Raw genomic sequence first — 16400 nt, 5'->3', positions numbered from 1 at the left:
TACGCAGCCTAGCCGAAACGCACCGAGCAGACTGAAGCCCACCGGCCTAATGGCTTGGCGTCAGCATGCCGCGATTCGGTCGCACGAAGAGCATTTCCCAGTTGACAAAACTATAGGAACACCCCCCCCCGCGCAGAAACGCAAGGCAGGACATCGCTATATGCTTAAAATTGTAGCAATTTGGGTGACCCGAAATTTCGCCTCGGGTTGCCACTCAGGCTCAAAATCGAACCACTCGCGCCATCGACATACCCCAGTAGGACAAATCGACCGGCAATCTTTATCCCCCACATCCCACAAAGTAGCTAGTTTGGGACGGGGCTATTTTGACTACTTGGGCAATCAGATCGGCATGTAGTCAAAATAACCCCGCCCCAAAAAGACTGGTCTGACGCTGCGCCACGAAAAGGACCTATCCACTACGTTTAGGCCGCAGGGGTCAACCATAGCCGGCTTTTTCGAAAATCGGCAAGCTTTCTACCTGCGGTTTTGTTTTTGCAAATTCCGGGATGGTCGAGGGTGGCCGGTTTAACGTAGTAGATGGCCACGTTTCGTGGCAAACGGTCCGATCCAAGGCCCAAGGCAGCCAACCTCGAATGGCCATTCTCGAAGCTGCGGTGGAATAGTTCCTGTTTTTGCTGTCTGAGCCGCCAAACAGGAACTATTCCACCGCAACTTATAAAGAGATAGGTTTTAGATACGGCCAAGGTCGTAGGATCGAGCGGCTGCTTCGCCAGCGCAGATAAGGTTGGTGGTGGCTTCCTGCGGATTAAGCGCTTGCTCCAGGTCCATGGGCTTGCGGCAGATCGGAAGCACCAAGTCGATGCCCTGCACACACACCGCATCCAGGTTATCAGCGCGACCGCCCACGACAGCAATCACCGGCTTGCCATATCGCTTCGCACGACGGGCCACACCCACCGGCGCCTTACCGGCGGCGGACTGCTCATCCATATTGCCCTCGCCCGTTATGACCAGGTCGACATCGCGCACGCGCTCGTCAAACCCCACGAGATCGAGCACCGTCTCCACACCCGAGCGCAGCTCCGCACCGAGCGCCAGCAACGCCGCGCCCAAGCCACCGGCAGCGCCCGCGCCGGGCACTCCGAGCACCGAGCAAAATGTCCGCGCACCCTCGGGCAGGCGCAACAATCCCTGAGCCCGCGCCCCGGTAATTGCCGCATCGAGCAGGCGGCCGTAGCCGACCATCCAGCTGTCGTACTTGCCCAGCGCCTCGGCATCATCCGCCGGCAGACCCTTCTGTCCACCGAACACTGCCAGCGCACCGCGGCGCCCCACGAGTGGGTTCTCGACATCAGAAAGCACCACGACACGCGCGCCGTTCAGCGCCCGAAGCGCTGGCGCCAAATCAACGCTCGCCACGTGTTCAAGGCCCGCAAGACCGGGGGCGACATCGCATCCCTGATCATCGACCACGCGCGCGCCCAGCGCCTGCAGCATGCCGGCGCCACCGTCGTTGGTGGCACTGCCGCCCAGACCAATATAGAGTGTCCTTGCGCCCGTGCGAACTGCGCGAAGCATAAGCTCGCCCACGCCATAGGTCGAAGCCGCCAACGCCGCCGACTCCGTACAACTCGAATACCCAATACCCGCCGCCTCGGCCATCTCGATGACCGCGGACTTGCGCTCGACATCAACCAGCATCCGGGCAGACACGCGGTCGCCCAAGGGACCTGCCACCTCGCAGGTCACAATCTCACCGCCGCACGCGGCAACGGCATCGAGCGTTCCCTCGCCACCATCTGCCAGCGGCAATGCGCGCACCTCGGCATCGGGCCAAACGCGACGCACGCCTTCGGCAACCGCCGCCTCCGCCTGCGCACTCGACACGCTGCCCTTAAAGGAATCAATCGCCAGCAGCACACGGCGGGGCCGGCGGCACGCAGGACCAAAGTCAACCGCCGTGCCAACATCCTCACCGGCACCTGCAAGCGCCTCGGCATGAGCGGCATGCGCCTCAAGATCGGCCCCACAACCGCAATCAGCGCCGCCCGCTCCGCGCAGACCGCCAAAATAGCTACTCAGCAGCTCGCGGCATTCATCCGCCAGGACCCCAGCCGTCACGTTAAAGCGATGATTCAGGCGCGAGTCGGCATTGAGGTCATACAGGGATCCCAGCGCGCCCGCCTTGGCGTCACGCGCGCCATACACGCAGCGCCCCACGCGCGCGTTAACCATAAGCCCCGCACACATGCAGCATGGCTCGAGCGTCACGTAGGCCGTGCAATCGGAAAGGCGCCAGCGGCCAAGCGCCTGGGCAGCGGCGCACACGGCCGCAAACTCGGCATGAGCCGAAGGATCCTGATCGAGCTCGCGCCGATTGTGCGCCCTCGCGACGATCTCACCGTCGCGCACCACCACGGCACCAATCGGTACCTCGCCCACCGCAGCAGCGGCGCGAGCCTCCGCCAGCGCCTCACGCATGAACTTCTCGTCGATTTCGGTGATCGTCATCGTTCGCCTTCCCTGTTGCAAATTCAAAACGATGCTATCATTACGACTCACGGAGAGATGGCAGAGCGGTTGAATGCGGCGGTCTTGAAAACCGTTGAGCGCGAGAGCGTTCCGGGGGTTCGAATCCCCCTCTCTCCGCCACTCCTAGTGATGCACCGGCGTCATGGTCCGCTCAAACAGTGCATCGACCACGTCGGCTATCTCAGGTCGACGCTCAAGATCGTGGCGCGATTCCCACCATATCGTGAAAAGTCGAATAATACCGCCGGCGACAAACTCAGACGTCGTCTCGAGTGACACGGGGGCCAGGGCATCCTCGGCAAGCACGTTCATCACACGCTCGCGGATGGAGCGGGCAATGCGGTCGCAAATAACATTGGTCAACATGCCCGACATGCTGCTTGCCAAAATGTTATCCATGAGCCGCTCGTGCGCCAGAATCAAATCCATGGCATCGTCCAAAATCGCGTGCCGAAGCGCGCGCACGTCCTCGACAGATACCGCGCCGGCCTCATCGGGCTGTTTTTGCGGCAAGCCCGACATGAGCTCATCGATATAAAAGGCAAAGTAATCGTTCTTGTCGCGAAAGTGCTTGTAGAACGTCGTGCGGCGAATCATGGCGCGGTCGCACAGCATGGCAACCGTCAGGTCCTCAAAACGATGCTCCTCGAGAAGCTCGGTAAAGGCATCGAACAGGGCGCGGTAGGTTTTCTTGATGCGAAGGTCCACTGGTATCGCCATCCTCAGGGCAAAGACAACACTCGTCAATCTGTCGCATATCTTACACCTGTACCTCGCGCGCTTTGCCCCGGTGCCGACCCCGACGAAAACACAACGCTTACCGGAAAGTTCGGCACGACAAAACGTTGCGGGTATACTAGTAGCGTTATACCAACGGCAGCTGGCGCATGCCGCCGCGGCCATTCGAAACGGAGACATCATGATTACCGTCATCATCGGCATCGTTGTTGTCATTGTGATTGTCTGCGCCATCGCCGGCATCTACAACAACATGGTCACCAAGCGTAACCGCATCGATAACGCCTGGCAGAACATCGATACGCAGCTGCAGCGTCGAAACGACCTGATCCCCAACCTGGTCGAGACCGTCAAGGGCTACGCCAAGCACGAGCAGGAGACGCTCTCCGCCGTGATCAGCGCGCGTAACACCGCCGTCAAGGCCACCACGCCCGAAGCCAAGATGGAAGCCGACAACGTGCTGACCGGTGCGCTGCGCCAGCTCTTCGCCGTAGCCGAGGCCTATCCCGATCTTAAGGCAAACACCAACTTTACGCAGCTGCAGGCATCGCTCGAGGATACCGAGAACAAGATTATCTATGCACGCCAGAGCTACAACGACTGCGTGCTCAGCTACAACAACGCCATTCAAACGTTCCCGGCTGTCATCTTTGCCGGCATCTTCCAGTTTAAGGAGCGCCAGGGCTTCGAGGCCGCCGAAGCAGCCCGCCAGGCCCCGACCGTCAAGTTCTAGTAGTTTGGCAGCGCATCCTTAATCGGCCAAATGCATAAACCGCCCCGTCGAATGCATACTTCGACGGGGCGGTTTCCTTTTTCGCGAAGGTCCCCCTCTAAGCGTCGTGCATTTTTAGGAGTATTCAACATAACCAAGAGCTTCGGGCGCCACGGCAAATGCCAAAGACCGCGAATATCCCTGCAAACCAAACGCTGTCAGCCCATAACCCCACCCATCATTCGTAGAAAACATCGAGAAATCCCGATTTTTCGCCCGAGGGCGGTATGCAGGGGCCTGCGATTGCAGAATACTCGCAAAAATGCACGTCGCCACCACCCCCACATGGCGTGAAGCAAAGCAAAAGCGCGGCCTAAAAGGCCGCGCACCATCTTTATTCAGATTAATCATTGCCCGTTGTGACATCGCCGAACCCGCAGGGCAGAGAACAAGTTCCCTCCCGGCGCACTCCGCAGGACGCAAGAAGCCCTCGCCGCACGAAGTGCGCAGCGAGGGCTTCTTGCATGTCCGAGGACGCGCCGGGAGGGAACTTGTTCTCTGCCCGGATAGGTAAGACAAATTACGCGACGGTGTAAACCCAGTTGTGCTTATCCTCGACAGCACCGGACTGGATACCAGTCAGGGTCTCGCGAAGCTTCTTCATCACAGGGCCAATCTCGGTGTAGCCAGCCGGGAAGGTCACGGTCTCGTCGGCGCCGTAAACCTTGTTGTCGATCTCGCCGACCGGGGAAATAACGGCAGCGGTGCCGCACAGGCCGCACTCCACAAAGGTGCCGGCCTTGACCTCGGCCCACTCGACGGGACGCTGGTCAACGGTCATGCCCAGGTCCTGAGCAACCTGAACAAGCGAACGACGGGTGATAGAGGGCAGGATGGAGTCGGTGTGCGACTGAGGAACGACAAGGGTGCCGTCCTCCTTCACGAACAGGACGTTGGCGCCGCCGGTCTCCTCGACATAGGTGCGGGACTCGGAGTCGAGATACAGGTTCTCGGCATAGCCCTCGCGATGGGCCTCCATCGTGGGCTTGAGGGACATGGCGTAGTTCAGGCCGGCCTTGATATTGCCGGTGCCGTGCGGTGCGGCACGGTCGTACTCGGAAACGCGCAGCTTAACGGGCTTGAGGCCACCCTTAAAGTACGGACCGACCGGGGTCACGAGAATGCGGAACGTGTACTCAGGAGCGGGAGCCACGCCGATCACGTCACCGGAGCCGATCATAAACGGACGCACGTACAGGGTCGCGCCGGAACCGAAGGGCGGAACCCAGGCGGCGTTGGCAGAAACGACCTGCTTGACGGCCTCAACGAACTTGTCCTTGGGGAACGGGGGCATCTCGAGGCGCTGCGCAGAGTTGTACATGCGCTCGGCATTCATGTCGGGGCGGAAGCAGACGATGCTGCCGTCCTCGGCGGTGTAGGTCTTCAGGCCCTCAAAGACCTCCTGGCAGTAATGGAAGATGCCGCCGCACTCGGAGACGTGCAGGGTGTGGTCGGTGGTCAGGCCGCCCTCGTCCCACTCGCCATCCTTCCAATGGGCCTCGTAGCTGTAATCGGTCTTCATGTAGCCAAAGCCGAGGCTACCCCAATCGATATCCTTCTTCTCGACAGTCATATGCCGCTCCTTACATACACAGTTGCAAACTCGCGAACCCGCACGCAAGGACCGAGGCCGGCCGCGTCGCAACGTCGCACGCCCGGAGCGCAGAGCCGGACGGGACACGCGAACAGCATCAAAGCCGATGGCACGTCGATTCGCATGCACGAGATTGTACTCCGCACGCGCGTCGGATAAAACGTTTTTCTTTAACTAACTAAAGTATTTTCATTTGACCGAAGTAAAGAGGCCCGCCACCGCAAGCGGTGACGGGCCTTGACTGCACGGTTTGCGCGCTGGCTCGAGTTACGCGTTCTTTTTGCCCAGCTTAGCCTTAACCAGACCGACCACAGTCGGAATGATCGACACGGCAACGATGCCAACAATCAGCAACTCAAAGTGCTCCTGCACAAAGGGAATGCCACCAAAGAAGTAGCCCAGCAGTGTAAAGAGCGTTGACCAGGTAATACCACCCAGTACGTTGTAGATGACAAAGTTGCGCCAGTGCATGCCGCCCATGCCAGCGATAAAGGGCACAAAGGTGCGGATAAACGGGAAGAAGCGACCCAGGAAGATGGCCAGGTGACCCCACTTGTCCAAGAAGTCCTCGGACTTTTTGATGCGCTCGGGCGTCATGGCCTTAACCTTGCCCGAAGCGATGATCTTTTTGCCAAAGAAGTGACCGATCATAAAATTGCACTGATCGCCCAAAATGGCAGCGGCCCATGCGGTAGCCAGAAGCGCCACGATGTTAAAGCCGCCATTGTGGGCAAAGAAACCCGAGGCGAACAGCAGTGAATCGCCGGGAAGGAACGGGAAGAACACCACGCCCGTCTCGATAAAGATGATCAGGAACACGCAGCCGTAGGCCATAAGCGGGCCGGCGGCGATCCAGCTGGCAATCGCGGTGCGCGGATCTTTGAGCAGCTCGGCGATAAAATTAATGAAACCCATGAAGTAAAACCTCTCAGTTGTGGGCGCGGATACGTCCAAGTTGACCAGTATACGGTTGCGGCGTCCCCTCGTGCGCAACCCCACAAAAGCATGACTCCATTACCAGCAAGTTTGCATAACTGACACCTGTCGCGCAATGCCGCCAAGATTGTCCTTCCTAATCCCTAGCGAATCGCTATACTTTATTGAATCGCATTGCCATGGCGCTAAGGGAGGGCGGCCGGTGAGCTTTATCAATACCATTCGCGAGGACATCAAGACCGTCCAAGCGCAGGACCCCGCCGCGCAAAACGGTCTGGTCATCTTCCTTTCCTATCCTGGCCTGCACGCCAAGTGGAACCACGTGCCCGAGCACTGGCTGTGGGAGCATGGACATCGCTCGCTCGCCCGCGTGCTCTCGCAAATCACCCGTCATATCACCGGCGTCGAGATTCATCCCGCCGCACAGATCGGTAAGCACTTCTTTATCGACCACGCCATGGGCGTCGTCATCGGCGAGACCACCATTGTGGGCGACAACTGTGTGCTTTACCAGGGCGTTACGCTCGGCGGCACCGGCAACGAGACCGGCAAACGCCACCCAACGCTCGGCGATAACGTCACCGTGGGCACGGGCGCCAAGGTGCTCGGCAACATCCGCATCGGCAACAACGTCAAGATCGGCGGCAACTCGGTCGTCGTTAAGGACGTGCCCGACAACTGCACCGTTGTTGGCGTGCCGGGACGCATCATCAAGCGCAACGGCTGCCGCGTGTTCGAGGAGAGCTTCGATGCCAAGCAGCATCGCGAGTACATGCCCGACGATGCCGCCGAGCAATCCGCGCTCAACCGTCAAGGCATCACCGAGAATGCCCGCCGCGTCAAGGAGCTCGAGCGAGAGGTGGCCGAGCTCAAGGCCCTCGTCGCCAAGCTCGCGGACGAACGCTAGGGCTGCGAACGGCACAAGCCCGCATCAACGCAAAGGCGCGCCAGGGAATTCATCCCCGGCGCGCCTTTGCGTTGATGCGACATGTGGGACTGTCCCTTTGTCACATTATGCGAACTGGCTCAGATAGAGGTCGGCGTAGGCACCCTCGGCAGCCAGCAGCTCCTTATGCGTGCCCTGCTCGATAATGTTGCCGTGATCCATGACCAAGATCAGGTCGGCATCCACAATCGTCGACAGGCGGTGTGCGATCACAAAGCTCGTGCGCCCGCGCATAAGCGCATCCATGGCACGGCCGATGGCAAGCTCGGTACGCGTGTCCACGCTTGAGGTCGCCTCGTCCAGGATGAGAATCGCCGGGTTGTTGAGCAGCACGCGTGCGATGGTCAGCAGCTGACGCTGGCCCTGGCTGATGCTTTCGGCATCGTTGGCCACGCGCGTGTCGTAGCCCTGCGGCATGGTGCGCACAAAGAAGTCGACCTGCGCGGCACGAGCGGCGGCCACGATCTCGTCGCGCGTCGCCTCGGGACAGCCGTAGGCGATGTTTTCGGCAATCGTGCCATCGAACAGCCAGGCGTCCTGCAGCACCATGCCAAACTGCTGCCGTAGCTCGCCGCGGTCCATGCGGCTCGTATCCACGCCGTCGAGCGTAATACGCCCGCCGTCAATCTCGTAGAAGCGCATGAGCAGGTTGATGAGCGTCGTCTTGCCTGCGCCCGTGGTTCCCACCACGGCAATCTTCTGGCCCGGCTCGGCGGTAAACGACACGTCGCGCATAAGCGGCTTGTCGGGCGAATAACCAAAGCGCACATGCTCAAAGGAGACGCGGCCCTCCACGCGACCCGGCAGCTTGGCGGCCTTGTCCGGCAGCGGATCGGCCTCCATCTCGGGCTCATCGAGCAGGTCGAACACGCGCTCTGCACTCGCCAGCGCACTCTGCAGCGAGTTGAAGGTAAACGACAACTGCGTCATGGGCTCGGACGCCTCGTAGATAAACTGGAAGAACGCCTGGAACACGCCGACGGTCATGTGACCGGCAACCAGCATGCTGCAGCCCACAAGCGCAATAACGATCTGCGCCAAACGGCCGATAAAGCGCACCGCGGGGCCGACAGCATTGATCATAAAGTCGGCCTTGGTGCTCACACGAGCCAGTTCCTTCGAAGCCTCGTGCACCTCAGCGGAGCTCTGACGTTCGCGGTTAAACGCGCGGATCACCAGACGGCCCGAATAGCCTTCCTCGACCGCACTCGTAATCTTGGACACCCACTCCTGGCGCTCACCCGTCACATCGTGTGTGCGGCGCGAGACGACCTTCGTCACCAGCAGCGACAGTGCCGTAAAGAACAAAAAGACGAGCGTGAGCGGCACGCTAAACACGAACATCACGCTCACGGCGCCCACCATGGTACCGATCGACACCAGAAGCTGCAGCAAGCCGCGCTGCATGCTCTCGGACATCTTGTCCAAGTCGTTGGTCGCACGGCTGACGACCTCGCCGGGACGATGCGCGTCAAAATAGGCAAGCGGCAGACGGTTGAGCTTTTGTGCGATGCGGTTGCGTAGACGCAGGTTGAGGCGTTCGGCCACGCTCGACATCAAAAAGCTCTGGAGCGCATAGAACGAGGCAGCGGCAGTCCAGATCATAAAGTAGACGAAAATGGTCTTGCCGCAGTTCTCCCAGGTGATGCTGAAAGTGGTGTCGTTGGCAAACGCTACCTGAATGTGGCCCCACAGCTCATCGATCACGCGGGCGCTATATGCCGGCGCGGCAGTGTTAAAGATGACATAGAACACAATGCTCGCGAACACGATATAGAAGCGCCAGTGGTCGCCGGCAGCCTCACTCCACAGGCGGCGCACCGTCGCCCAGGTATCCCGAGGCGTCTCGTCCTCGTCTTCGTCGTCCACGTCGCGCATACGCTCTGCCTCGGCGCGGGCGCGCTCGTCCTCGGCGCGCTCGTTTTCCTCGTAGAGCGCTTGGCGGCGAGCCTCGCGCTCGGCTGCAGCCTTGGCGGCGTCATCCAGCTCGGTCGACGCGGCAGCCGTTTCCTCGACCAGTCCCGCGGCAGCGGCGTCATCAACGCCGCCCTGCTTCTTGAGCTCCTCGGTCATGCTACTCACCTCCCTTCATCTGCGATTCCGCGATGGCGCGGTACACCTCGCAGGTTTCCATAAGCTCGCCATGCGTGCCCAGACCCACAACCTCGCCATCCTTGAGCACGACGATCTGGTCGGCGTGCAAGATCGTCGAGATGCGCTGCGCGATGATGAGCACCGCAGCGTCACGCGTCTCGTCTTGCAACGCATGACGCAGGGCGGCATCGGTCTTAAAGTCCAGGGCCGAAAAACTGTCATCGAAGATATATAGATCGGCATGCTTCATGAGCGCACGGGCGATTGCCAAACGCTGGCGCTGGCCGCCCGAAAAGTTCGTACCGCCCTGCGCCACCGGGGTATCGAGCCCCTGCGGTTGGTCGAGTACAAAGGTGCTCTGGGCAACCTCAAGCGCGTGAAGCATGTCGCCCTCGGTCGCGCCTTCGTTACCAAAGCGAAGGTTGCTCGCCACCGTGCCCGAGAACAGCCACGCCTTCTGCGGAACATAGGCAATGCGCCCGCGGATTTCGTCTTGCGTAAGCTCGCGCAGGTCCACACCATTCAGGCGAATGGAGCCCTTGGTGGCATCGTGGAAGCGCAGCAGAAGCTTTGCCACCGTCGATTTGCCCGAGCCTGTCGAGCCAACGATCGCAGTCGTCTGACCGCGACGGCAGGCAAAGCTCAGGTCGCACAGGGTGTCCTCGTCGGCATCGTCAAAGCGAAACGACATGTGGTCGAACACGGCCACCGCATCGGCTTCGTCTTGGGGCTCGCGCGCCCCGTCACCCAGCGTACGCTGGCCATCGACGATGCTCGGCTCAATCTCCAGCACTTGCTGCGCACGGCTTAGGCATGCCGCGGCGCGTGGCAGCGTTAGCACCACCATCTGCGCCATCATCACAAAGAACAGGATCAGGATTGCATACTCCAGCACCGCAGAGATGCTCGCAATCTGCATGGCGTGGGCGCCTACGCGGTTGCCGCCCACCCACAGCACCGCCACCTCGGCGATGTTCATCAAAAAGAAGCTGGAACTGTCGAGCCCCACAAACAGGTGGTTGACCTTAATGGCGTTGGCCGCGTAATCGCTAAACACCTCGTCTAGGCGCTGCTCCTCATGGCGCTCCTTGTTAAACGCGCGGATGACGCGCACGCCCACGATGTTTTCGCGCAGCACCACGTTCATGCGGTCGATAAAGCTCTGCAAGCGCATAAAGATCGGAGCCGCGTTGGCAACCGTAAAGACCGCCGCCACCAGCACAATCGCAACGACTACGCCCAGAAGTGTGCCCATGGCAGGATCGATAAACCAGGCGAAGATGATGCCCGCCACAGCCAAGAACGGCACCGGCAGCACCAGCTGAATGGTCTGCAGAATCGCCTGCTGAATCACGTTGATGTCGTTGAGCGAGCGCGTGATCATCGATCCGGTGCCAAAGCGCTCAAAATCGCTGGCCGCGAGCTCGAGCGATTTGTCGTACACGGCATTGCGGATATCGCAAGCCACGTTGGCGGCCAGGCGCGCCGAAAGATAGCAGCCCAGCACCGTGCCGCCGCTAGCCATGCTGGTCGCGATAAACATGTATAGGCCGTTGCGTAAAATGTAGTCGACATCGCCCGTGGTAATACCGGTGTTGACCATGTTCGCCAGCATCGTGGGAACCAACAGCGTACCGACGTTATCCACCAGCAGCACCAGCAGTGTCACTGCGACAAGCCCTCGATATGGCTTTAGAAACCTCATTAACAGTCGCACGACTCCCCCTCACCTTGATTCTCGGCTTGGCTCTCGGCAGCGATATGCTGCTTAAAGGCATCGCACTCATCGCCGAGCACCTGAGAGAATTTGCCGATCAAGCGCATAATCTCGCGCTGCTCACATGGCTCAAGCGCGCCAAAGGCTCGCTGCTCGGCCTTGAGTGCCGGCAGCGCATAACGCTCGGCAAATCGCCTGCCCTCTTCGGTCAGGCTCACAACCTTGTTCTTACGGCTGCCTTCGGCAAACTCCAACGTTGCGAAGCCCCGCGCCGTCAAGGTTTTAATTGCCGAGTTGATGGTCTGCTTGCTGTAGAACCATTCGCTTGTCAGACGGCTTACGGCAATACTGCCGCCCGCCGTGCTGGTGTCGACGAGCATCCAATAGGCGCAGTCCGAAAGGCCGCAGGCACGCGAGAACTCCGAATAGATATGGTCGAGTCCATTGAGCAACCGGTCGAAGTCGACCAGTTTAACCGCACCATTCATCTATCCCACCATTCGATTGTCCGATTTTTGACCAATTTTATGTCTCTAGATTAGTCCGAGTTTTGACTATCGTCAACAGCCTCTCCGCAAATGCGTGCACTTTTATGGCCTATCGGCAGAAAAAGACCGCCGGCGCGGGGGCGGCGCCAGCGGTCACGTGAAAATCGGGTTTTATTGCCTGTTAAGCGGCGACGGCCTCATAGACCGTAGCGCCCGAGAAGCTGTCATGCAGGCTCTTGCCGGCAATCCACGGCAGCTCGACGACCTCGCAGACCGTGTTGACCAACTCAGAACAGTCAGTAAAGCGGCCCTTGTCGTTGAGGGCCTCGCAATCCTGAACACGCCAATAGCCATCGGTGTGCGTGATGTAGTACTCGTGATCGTTGATCGACACGAAAGCGCGCGTCTTGGAACGCAGCAGCTTCAGAAATCCTTCGAAATCGGTCTCGACGACATCTCCAGCCTGGAACATGATGTTACCTCCTGGCCCGGCGCCACCACGGCGCATTGATAAACGTTGGTACTCCTTTAGTAAAACCTTTATCAGAGGTTATGCGTTCGTCATTTAGGCAAGTGGTAAAAAACCGCAGGGTAGACGGGATAAAACGTTTAACCATCCCATTTGTTTGTCACATTCTGAAGGTACTTTTATGCAAACCTACTTTCCCAATTGGAATCTATCCTTTTGGCCGGGCAATTGACCGTCTATCGTTTGAGCCCGACGGGTATGAACGGGGCATCTGCAACGCCACCGCAAGGAGACACCATGGAGACTATCGAAGCACTCATTCACCGCCGCAGCTGCCGCAACTACAGCGATCGTCCCGTCGAGGCCGAAAAGCTTGCACGTATTATCGAAGCCGGCCAATATGCACCGAGCGGCATGGGCCGCCAGCCGGTGACGTTTGTCGCCGTCACCGACCCCGCGACCGTCGAGCGTCTCTCGCAGCTCAACGCGCAAGTCATGGGCAGCAACAGCGACCCCTTCTATGGCGCCAAGACCGTTGTGGTGGTGCTGGTTGACCGCAGCGTGCCCACACATCTGGAAGACGGCTCGCTCGCCATGGGCAACTTGCTCAACGCCGCTTATGCGCTGGGCGTCGATTCGTGCTGGATTCACCGCGCGCATGAGGTCTTTGACTCGCCCGAGGGCCTGGAGCTGCTGGCCAGCTGGGGCCTGCCCGCCGACGGCAGCCTGCGCGGCGTCGGTCACTGCATTCTGGGCTATGCCGAGGACACGCTACCCGAGCCCAAACCCCGCCTCGACAACGTGGTATACGTCAAGTAGCGCAGGAGTGTCCCAAACTGCCGGCAGAAAAGGAACGTCCCCTTCTGCCGGCAAGCTATGTTGATATTTGAGTTGTCGTCGTTTCGTCCGTCTGGGCCGTTTCGGCGCCATCGCCCTGTTCGTCCTCGTCCTTTTGCGCATCGGCGATGGTGGAGGCCGCCGCGACGATACCGCGCTGGGGCGCGACACCCGTCTGGGTCTGAGCGCCCTCGATAACTTCTGTGCCTGCATGCGCGAGCTCGGGCGATTTAAACACTGCGTCCAAGTTGGCGCCACCGCCGGCATATCCGAGCGCAGCGAGCGCGATGACGATCACTGCAACGGCGGCCACGATCGGCACGTAGCGATGCCAGCCGGCGGGATTGAGCCCGCTGCGGCGAGCCGCCCCGCGGCTGATGTAACCGAGCGTTCCGTCGTGCTTGAGCTTTGAGCCCACCACGCGTTTGCGGCCCCACAGCGAGGACTCTGCCTGCATTGCCAAGCGGGCGCTTGCCGAAGGATAGCCGTATTTAGTGCGCTTGAACGAGCCATCAAACCCCGAGGCGTGTTTGCCCCACGTCACCGATGTCGTGCGTCGGTTAACCGGCGCGGCGCTCCGCCTTCTGCGGCTCGGTTTTGAAGTCTCAGCCATATGCCCTCGCACGCCGTAACCAAATCGAAACAATAACGCTTTGGACTGTAGCACACGCGTCGCGCGCGGTCACGGGCGCCTCGCTCAACGGTCATCGTCTTTCAGCAAGCGCCACAGCGTTGTACGGCTTATGCCCAGCACCTCCGCCGCACGGGTTCGGTTGCCGTGGAGATGGTCTACAACCAGATGCGCGATATCTCGCTCGGTATCGGCCAGCGGTCGCAGGATATACAGGTCACTTTCGAGCGTCGGGGCGCCAAAGGTTGCGGTCTTAATCACATCCTCTTGGGCGAGCACTTCCTCCGCTACAGCGCGGTCCACCGTGCCCGCCCCCACCAATATATACAGTCGTTCCGAGACCTCGCGGAGCTGCAGATAATTGCGCGGCCAGCGGTAAGCATCGAGCGTCTTCGTCGCCGCGGCAGACAGCGTGGGCGCTGCCGTCCCAAATGCATCAGCGAGATATTCCAAATAGCGCGCAACCTTCGTCGACGCGGCTCCCTGCTCGGCGATTGCCGGCGCCACGCTCACCGCACAGGCGAAGCGCTCGGTCACAAAGGCGGCTTGATCACTTTCGCTGCCGCCCGGCATGTCATTCGCCGTCAGCACCACATGGCAGCGCGTCGCCAACGCGGTGTCGGCCATCGTGGAAACGAGCTCGCGGAGGCGCTGGGGGCCAACCGCGTTCCAGCCCTCAATGCAAAGGGTCAGCCCCGTTTGGAACAGCGGCGATTCGGAGCTTTTGAGCATATGGCGCCAACCGCGATCGGTGAGTTCATCGAGCGCAACGGAAACAAAGGGCTGATCGGCAAAAGGACCGTCCAGATAGAGGCGCTTGGCGATCTCGACCTGGCCCGCTCCCAGCTCACCCTCGAGCATAAGGGGCACACCGCGCGCGTAGCTCTCGGCAACTGGTGCAGCCACCGCAGCGGCACCCTCAACGATGCCGTACGCGCTCGATTCGTAGCGGGCCTCAACTTCGTCGGCGTTGAGCCACTCGACGCCCGCATGCGCCGCGGCACCGCGCACCTCGCGGACCACGACGGCCCAAAGGCCCCCGCCCTCTTTGTCGGTGGGGCGAACGGTCAGGCTCAGGCGCGTACCCGCACGCCCCATAACAAGACGCGCGCCGTCTCCTATACGGTCGAGGCGTTCGGCAACAAAAGTCGCCACATCCCGCTCAAGCGCCGCGTCATTCATGGTCGAGATCGCGACGTCCCCACGCGCATCGATTGCCAATGCCGAGGCCCCGGCAGCAGCTAGGGCATCGGTCAAGATGTTCAGTTTGGCATCGCTATCCATGATTTGCCCCTGTCCGCGGCGACGTGCAACCGCCGACGGTCGCACGACCGAGTGTTTCAAAATTGAACGATATTGCTCACCAAACACTATAGGGCAGAAAACGCCGTCCTGCGAGTATAGGTGTTGCCCCGCATCGCCATCCTGGCGGGGCGATAAGAGCTCTTCGGGACTTATAAACCTGCGGACAAGCCATACCCGCAAGAGCTCCTATCGCTCCACCGTGAGAATGCGCTCGCCAGCACGCAGCACGCAAATAAGCTACTTCTCTACCAGATTCCCAGCACGTGTTGCATTCCCAAACTCATGCACGCAATGCCAATCCAGCAGCAAAAGCCCAATGCGATGGGCTTGCCGCCCTTTTTGACCAGCTCGACGATATCGGTATTAAAACCAATAGCCGCCATGGCCATCACGATAAAGAACTTTGACAGCTCCTTGATGGGCGCCGTGATGGACACAGGAAGCTGAAACACCGTGGTGATCACGCTCGCCAGCACAAAGAACAGCACAAACATGGGAAACGCGCGTTTGAGGGAGAACGTGCTTTTGGCGTCGCCGCCGGCCTTGCGCGCCAGATGCATCTGCCAGCAAGCAAGCGCCAGCGTGATGGGAATGATGGCCAGCGTCCTGGTGAGCTTGACCACTGTGGCGCTCTCGAGCACATTGGCGCCGGGATGCATACTGTCCCAGGCACTCGCCGCAGCCGTTACGGACGAGGTGTCGTTGATGGCGGTGCCGGCAAACAGGCCAAAGCCCTCGTTGGTCAGCCCGAGCATGCCGCCGAGCGTCGGAAACACGAGCGCCGCGATAACGTTAAACAGGAAGATGACCGAAATGGCCTGGGCAATCTCGCGATCGTCGGCATCGATGACGGGTGCGGTCGCGGCGATGGCAGAACCGCCGCAAATCGACGAACCCACACCCACAAGCGTCGCGATCTTGCCCGGCACGTTCATGACGCGGCAGAGCACAAAGGCGATGACAAGCGAGGTCGAAATTGTCGCCACGATAATCGGCAGCGACTGGGCGCCCTTGGACAGAATCTGGGAGAGGTTCATGCCAAAGCCAAGCAGGATAACCGCGTACTGCAAGACTTTTTTGGACGTATAGGTGACGCCGGCGGCGAGCTGTTCGCGACGATTCTTGGGAAAGACGAGTGCCAGGACCATGCCAAAGAGGATGGCAAATACCGGCCCACCGACCACCTCAATCTGTTTGCCGAGCAACGTCGCGGGGATAGCGATGATCAGGCAGAACAAGACGCCTTTCCAGCGCTCGCGTACGATATTTGCCAGTTGCATATGGGACTCCTTCTTTCTATTTCACGTTTGCGACGGCTTATGATACGGCAACATTGAGCGCAGCCTTGCGCAAACACAGACTAAGATGCCGCAATAG

14 protein-coding genes and 1 tRNA gene are annotated in these 16400 nt (G+C 60.0%); 4 read left to right on the top strand and 11 right to left on the bottom strand.

Annotation, left to right across the window (positions count from 1 at the left end):
- Positions 1 to 693 precede the first annotated feature (693 nt).
- Positions 694 to 2475 carry a tRNA adenosine(34) deaminase TadA gene (gene tadA / locus AAAX34_RS08890; RefSeq protein ID WP_349110963.1) on the bottom strand — a complete coding sequence of 594 codons (1782 nt, stop codon included), beginning with the start codon at positions 2473 to 2475 and terminating at the stop codon, positions 694 to 696.
- A gap of 51 nt (positions 2476 to 2526) precedes the next feature.
- Between tadA and AAAX34_RS08885 the strand changes: the two genes are divergently transcribed.
- Positions 2527 to 2616, top strand: a tRNA-Ser gene (locus AAAX34_RS08885).
- Between the two features lie 3 nt (positions 2617 to 2619).
- On the opposite strand, the gene AAAX34_RS08880 is transcribed toward AAAX34_RS08885, so the two are convergent.
- Positions 2620 to 3204, bottom strand: coding sequence for a TetR/AcrR family transcriptional regulator (locus tag AAAX34_RS08880; RefSeq protein ID WP_349110961.1), 585 nt, complete (start codon positions 3202 to 3204; stop codon positions 2620 to 2622).
- 211 nt (positions 3205 to 3415) lie between these two features.
- Between AAAX34_RS08880 and AAAX34_RS08875 the strand changes: the two genes are divergently transcribed.
- On the top strand, positions 3416 to 3967 hold the full coding sequence (locus tag AAAX34_RS08875; RefSeq protein ID WP_349110960.1) for a LemA family protein: 552 nt from the start codon (positions 3416 to 3418) through the stop codon (positions 3965 to 3967).
- A 559-nt stretch (positions 3968 to 4526) separates the two neighbouring features.
- On the opposite strand, the gene AAAX34_RS08870 is transcribed toward AAAX34_RS08875, so the two are convergent.
- Both AAAX34_RS08870 and AAAX34_RS08865 read right to left on the bottom strand, forming a co-directional pair.
- Positions 4527 to 5579, bottom strand: a complete 1053-nt coding sequence (locus AAAX34_RS08870) for a branched-chain amino acid aminotransferase (protein ID WP_349110958.1) — start codon at positions 5577 to 5579, stop codon at positions 4527 to 4529.
- Positions 5580 to 5867: 288 nt separating this feature from the next.
- A complete protein-coding gene (locus AAAX34_RS08865) occupies positions 5868 to 6515 on the bottom strand; it encodes a VTT domain-containing protein (RefSeq protein ID WP_349110955.1) in 648 nt (215 codons plus the stop codon).
- A gap of 223 nt (positions 6516 to 6738) precedes the next feature.
- On the opposite strand from AAAX34_RS08865, the gene cysE reads away from it, so the two are divergent.
- A complete protein-coding gene (cysE, locus tag AAAX34_RS08860; RefSeq protein ID WP_349110954.1) occupies positions 6739 to 7443 on the top strand; it encodes a serine O-acetyltransferase in 705 nt (234 codons plus the stop codon).
- Positions 7444 to 7548: 105 nt separating this feature from the next.
- Here cysE and AAAX34_RS08855 read toward each other — a convergent pair whose 3' ends face one another.
- The 4 genes from AAAX34_RS08855 to AAAX34_RS08840 form a co-directional block, all read right to left on the bottom strand.
- On the bottom strand, positions 7549 to 9555 hold the full coding sequence (locus tag AAAX34_RS08855) for an ABC transporter ATP-binding protein (RefSeq protein ID WP_349110952.1): 2007 nt from the start codon (positions 9553 to 9555) through the stop codon (positions 7549 to 7551).
- A gap of 1 nt (position 9556) precedes the next feature.
- Positions 9557 to 11245 carry an ABC transporter ATP-binding protein gene (locus tag AAAX34_RS08850; RefSeq protein WP_349110950.1) on the bottom strand — a complete coding sequence of 563 codons (1689 nt, stop codon included), beginning with the start codon at positions 11243 to 11245 and terminating at the stop codon, positions 9557 to 9559.
- A 35-nt stretch (positions 11246 to 11280) separates the two neighbouring features.
- Positions 11281 to 11781, bottom strand: coding sequence for a MarR family winged helix-turn-helix transcriptional regulator (locus AAAX34_RS08845; RefSeq protein WP_349074763.1), 501 nt, complete (start codon positions 11779 to 11781; stop codon positions 11281 to 11283).
- Between the two features lie 181 nt (positions 11782 to 11962).
- Positions 11963 to 12253 carry a CDP-alcohol phosphatidyltransferase gene (locus AAAX34_RS08840; protein WP_349110948.1) on the bottom strand — a complete coding sequence of 97 codons (291 nt, stop codon included), beginning with the start codon at positions 12251 to 12253 and terminating at the stop codon, positions 11963 to 11965.
- A gap of 294 nt (positions 12254 to 12547) precedes the next feature.
- On the opposite strand from AAAX34_RS08840, the gene AAAX34_RS08835 reads away from it, so the two are divergent.
- The gene (locus AAAX34_RS08835; RefSeq protein ID WP_349110946.1) at positions 12548 to 13069 is read left to right on the top strand and encodes a nitroreductase family protein; all 522 of its coding nucleotides are present in this window, start codon (positions 12548 to 12550) and stop codon (positions 13067 to 13069) included.
- 55 nt (positions 13070 to 13124) lie between these two features.
- Here the strand turns inward: AAAX34_RS08835 and AAAX34_RS08830 are convergent, their stop codons facing one another.
- The 3 genes from AAAX34_RS08830 to AAAX34_RS08820 all read right to left on the bottom strand — a co-directional run bounded on the left by AAAX34_RS08830 (position 13125) and on the right by AAAX34_RS08820 (position 16303).
- Entirely contained in the window at positions 13125 to 13700 is a 576-nt protein-coding gene (locus AAAX34_RS08830) for a hypothetical protein (RefSeq protein WP_349110945.1), read from the bottom strand.
- Between the two features lie 84 nt (positions 13701 to 13784).
- Positions 13785 to 15002, bottom strand: coding sequence for a helix-turn-helix domain-containing protein (locus AAAX34_RS08825; RefSeq protein WP_349110943.1), 1218 nt, complete (start codon positions 15000 to 15002; stop codon positions 13785 to 13787).
- A 266-nt stretch (positions 15003 to 15268) separates the two neighbouring features.
- A complete protein-coding gene (locus tag AAAX34_RS08820) occupies positions 15269 to 16303 on the bottom strand; it encodes a YeiH family protein (protein WP_349110941.1) in 1035 nt (344 codons plus the stop codon).
- Positions 16304 to 16400: the final 97 nt, after the last annotated feature.

Origin of the sequence: Collinsella sp. CLA-ER-H4, assembly GCF_040092395.1 — a bacterium.
Lineage (GTDB): Bacteria > Actinomycetota > Coriobacteriia > Coriobacteriales > Coriobacteriaceae > Collinsella.
Note: the sequence above shows the minus strand (reverse complement) of the source record. Positions and strands in the feature narration are given on the sequence as shown.

Coding starts and splice junctions, on each gene's coding strand:
- AAAX34_RS08835 (WP_349110946.1), top strand. CDS start 12,548: ATGGAGACTATCGAAGCACTCATTCACCGCCGCAGCTGCCGCAACTAC.
- AAAX34_RS08830 (WP_349110945.1), bottom strand. CDS start 13,700: ATGGCTGAGACTTCAAAACCGAGCCGCAGAAGGCGGAGCGCCGCGCCG.
- AAAX34_RS08820 (WP_349110941.1), bottom strand. CDS start 16,303: ATGCAACTGGCAAATATCGTACGCGAGCGCTGGAAAGGCGTCTTGTTC.
- AAAX34_RS08855 (WP_349110952.1), bottom strand. CDS start 9,555: ATGACCGAGGAGCTCAAGAAGCAGGGCGGCGTTGATGACGCCGCTGCC.
- AAAX34_RS08870 (WP_349110958.1), bottom strand. CDS start 5,579: ATGACTGTCGAGAAGAAGGATATCGATTGGGGTAGCCTCGGCTTTGGC.
- AAAX34_RS08845 (WP_349074763.1), bottom strand. CDS start 11,781: ATGAATGGTGCGGTTAAACTGGTCGACTTCGACCGGTTGCTCAATGGA.
- AAAX34_RS08825 (WP_349110943.1), bottom strand. CDS start 15,002: ATGGATAGCGATGCCAAACTGAACATCTTGACCGATGCCCTAGCTGCT.
- AAAX34_RS08865 (WP_349110955.1), bottom strand. CDS start 6,515: ATGGGTTTCATTAATTTTATCGCCGAGCTGCTCAAAGATCCGCGCACC.
- tadA (WP_349110963.1), bottom strand. CDS start 2,475: ATGACGATCACCGAAATCGACGAGAAGTTCATGCGTGAGGCGCTGGCG.
- AAAX34_RS08840 (WP_349110948.1), bottom strand. CDS start 12,253: ATGTTCCAGGCTGGAGATGTCGTCGAGACCGATTTCGAAGGATTTCTG.
- AAAX34_RS08875 (WP_349110960.1), top strand. CDS start 3,416: ATGATTACCGTCATCATCGGCATCGTTGTTGTCATTGTGATTGTCTGC.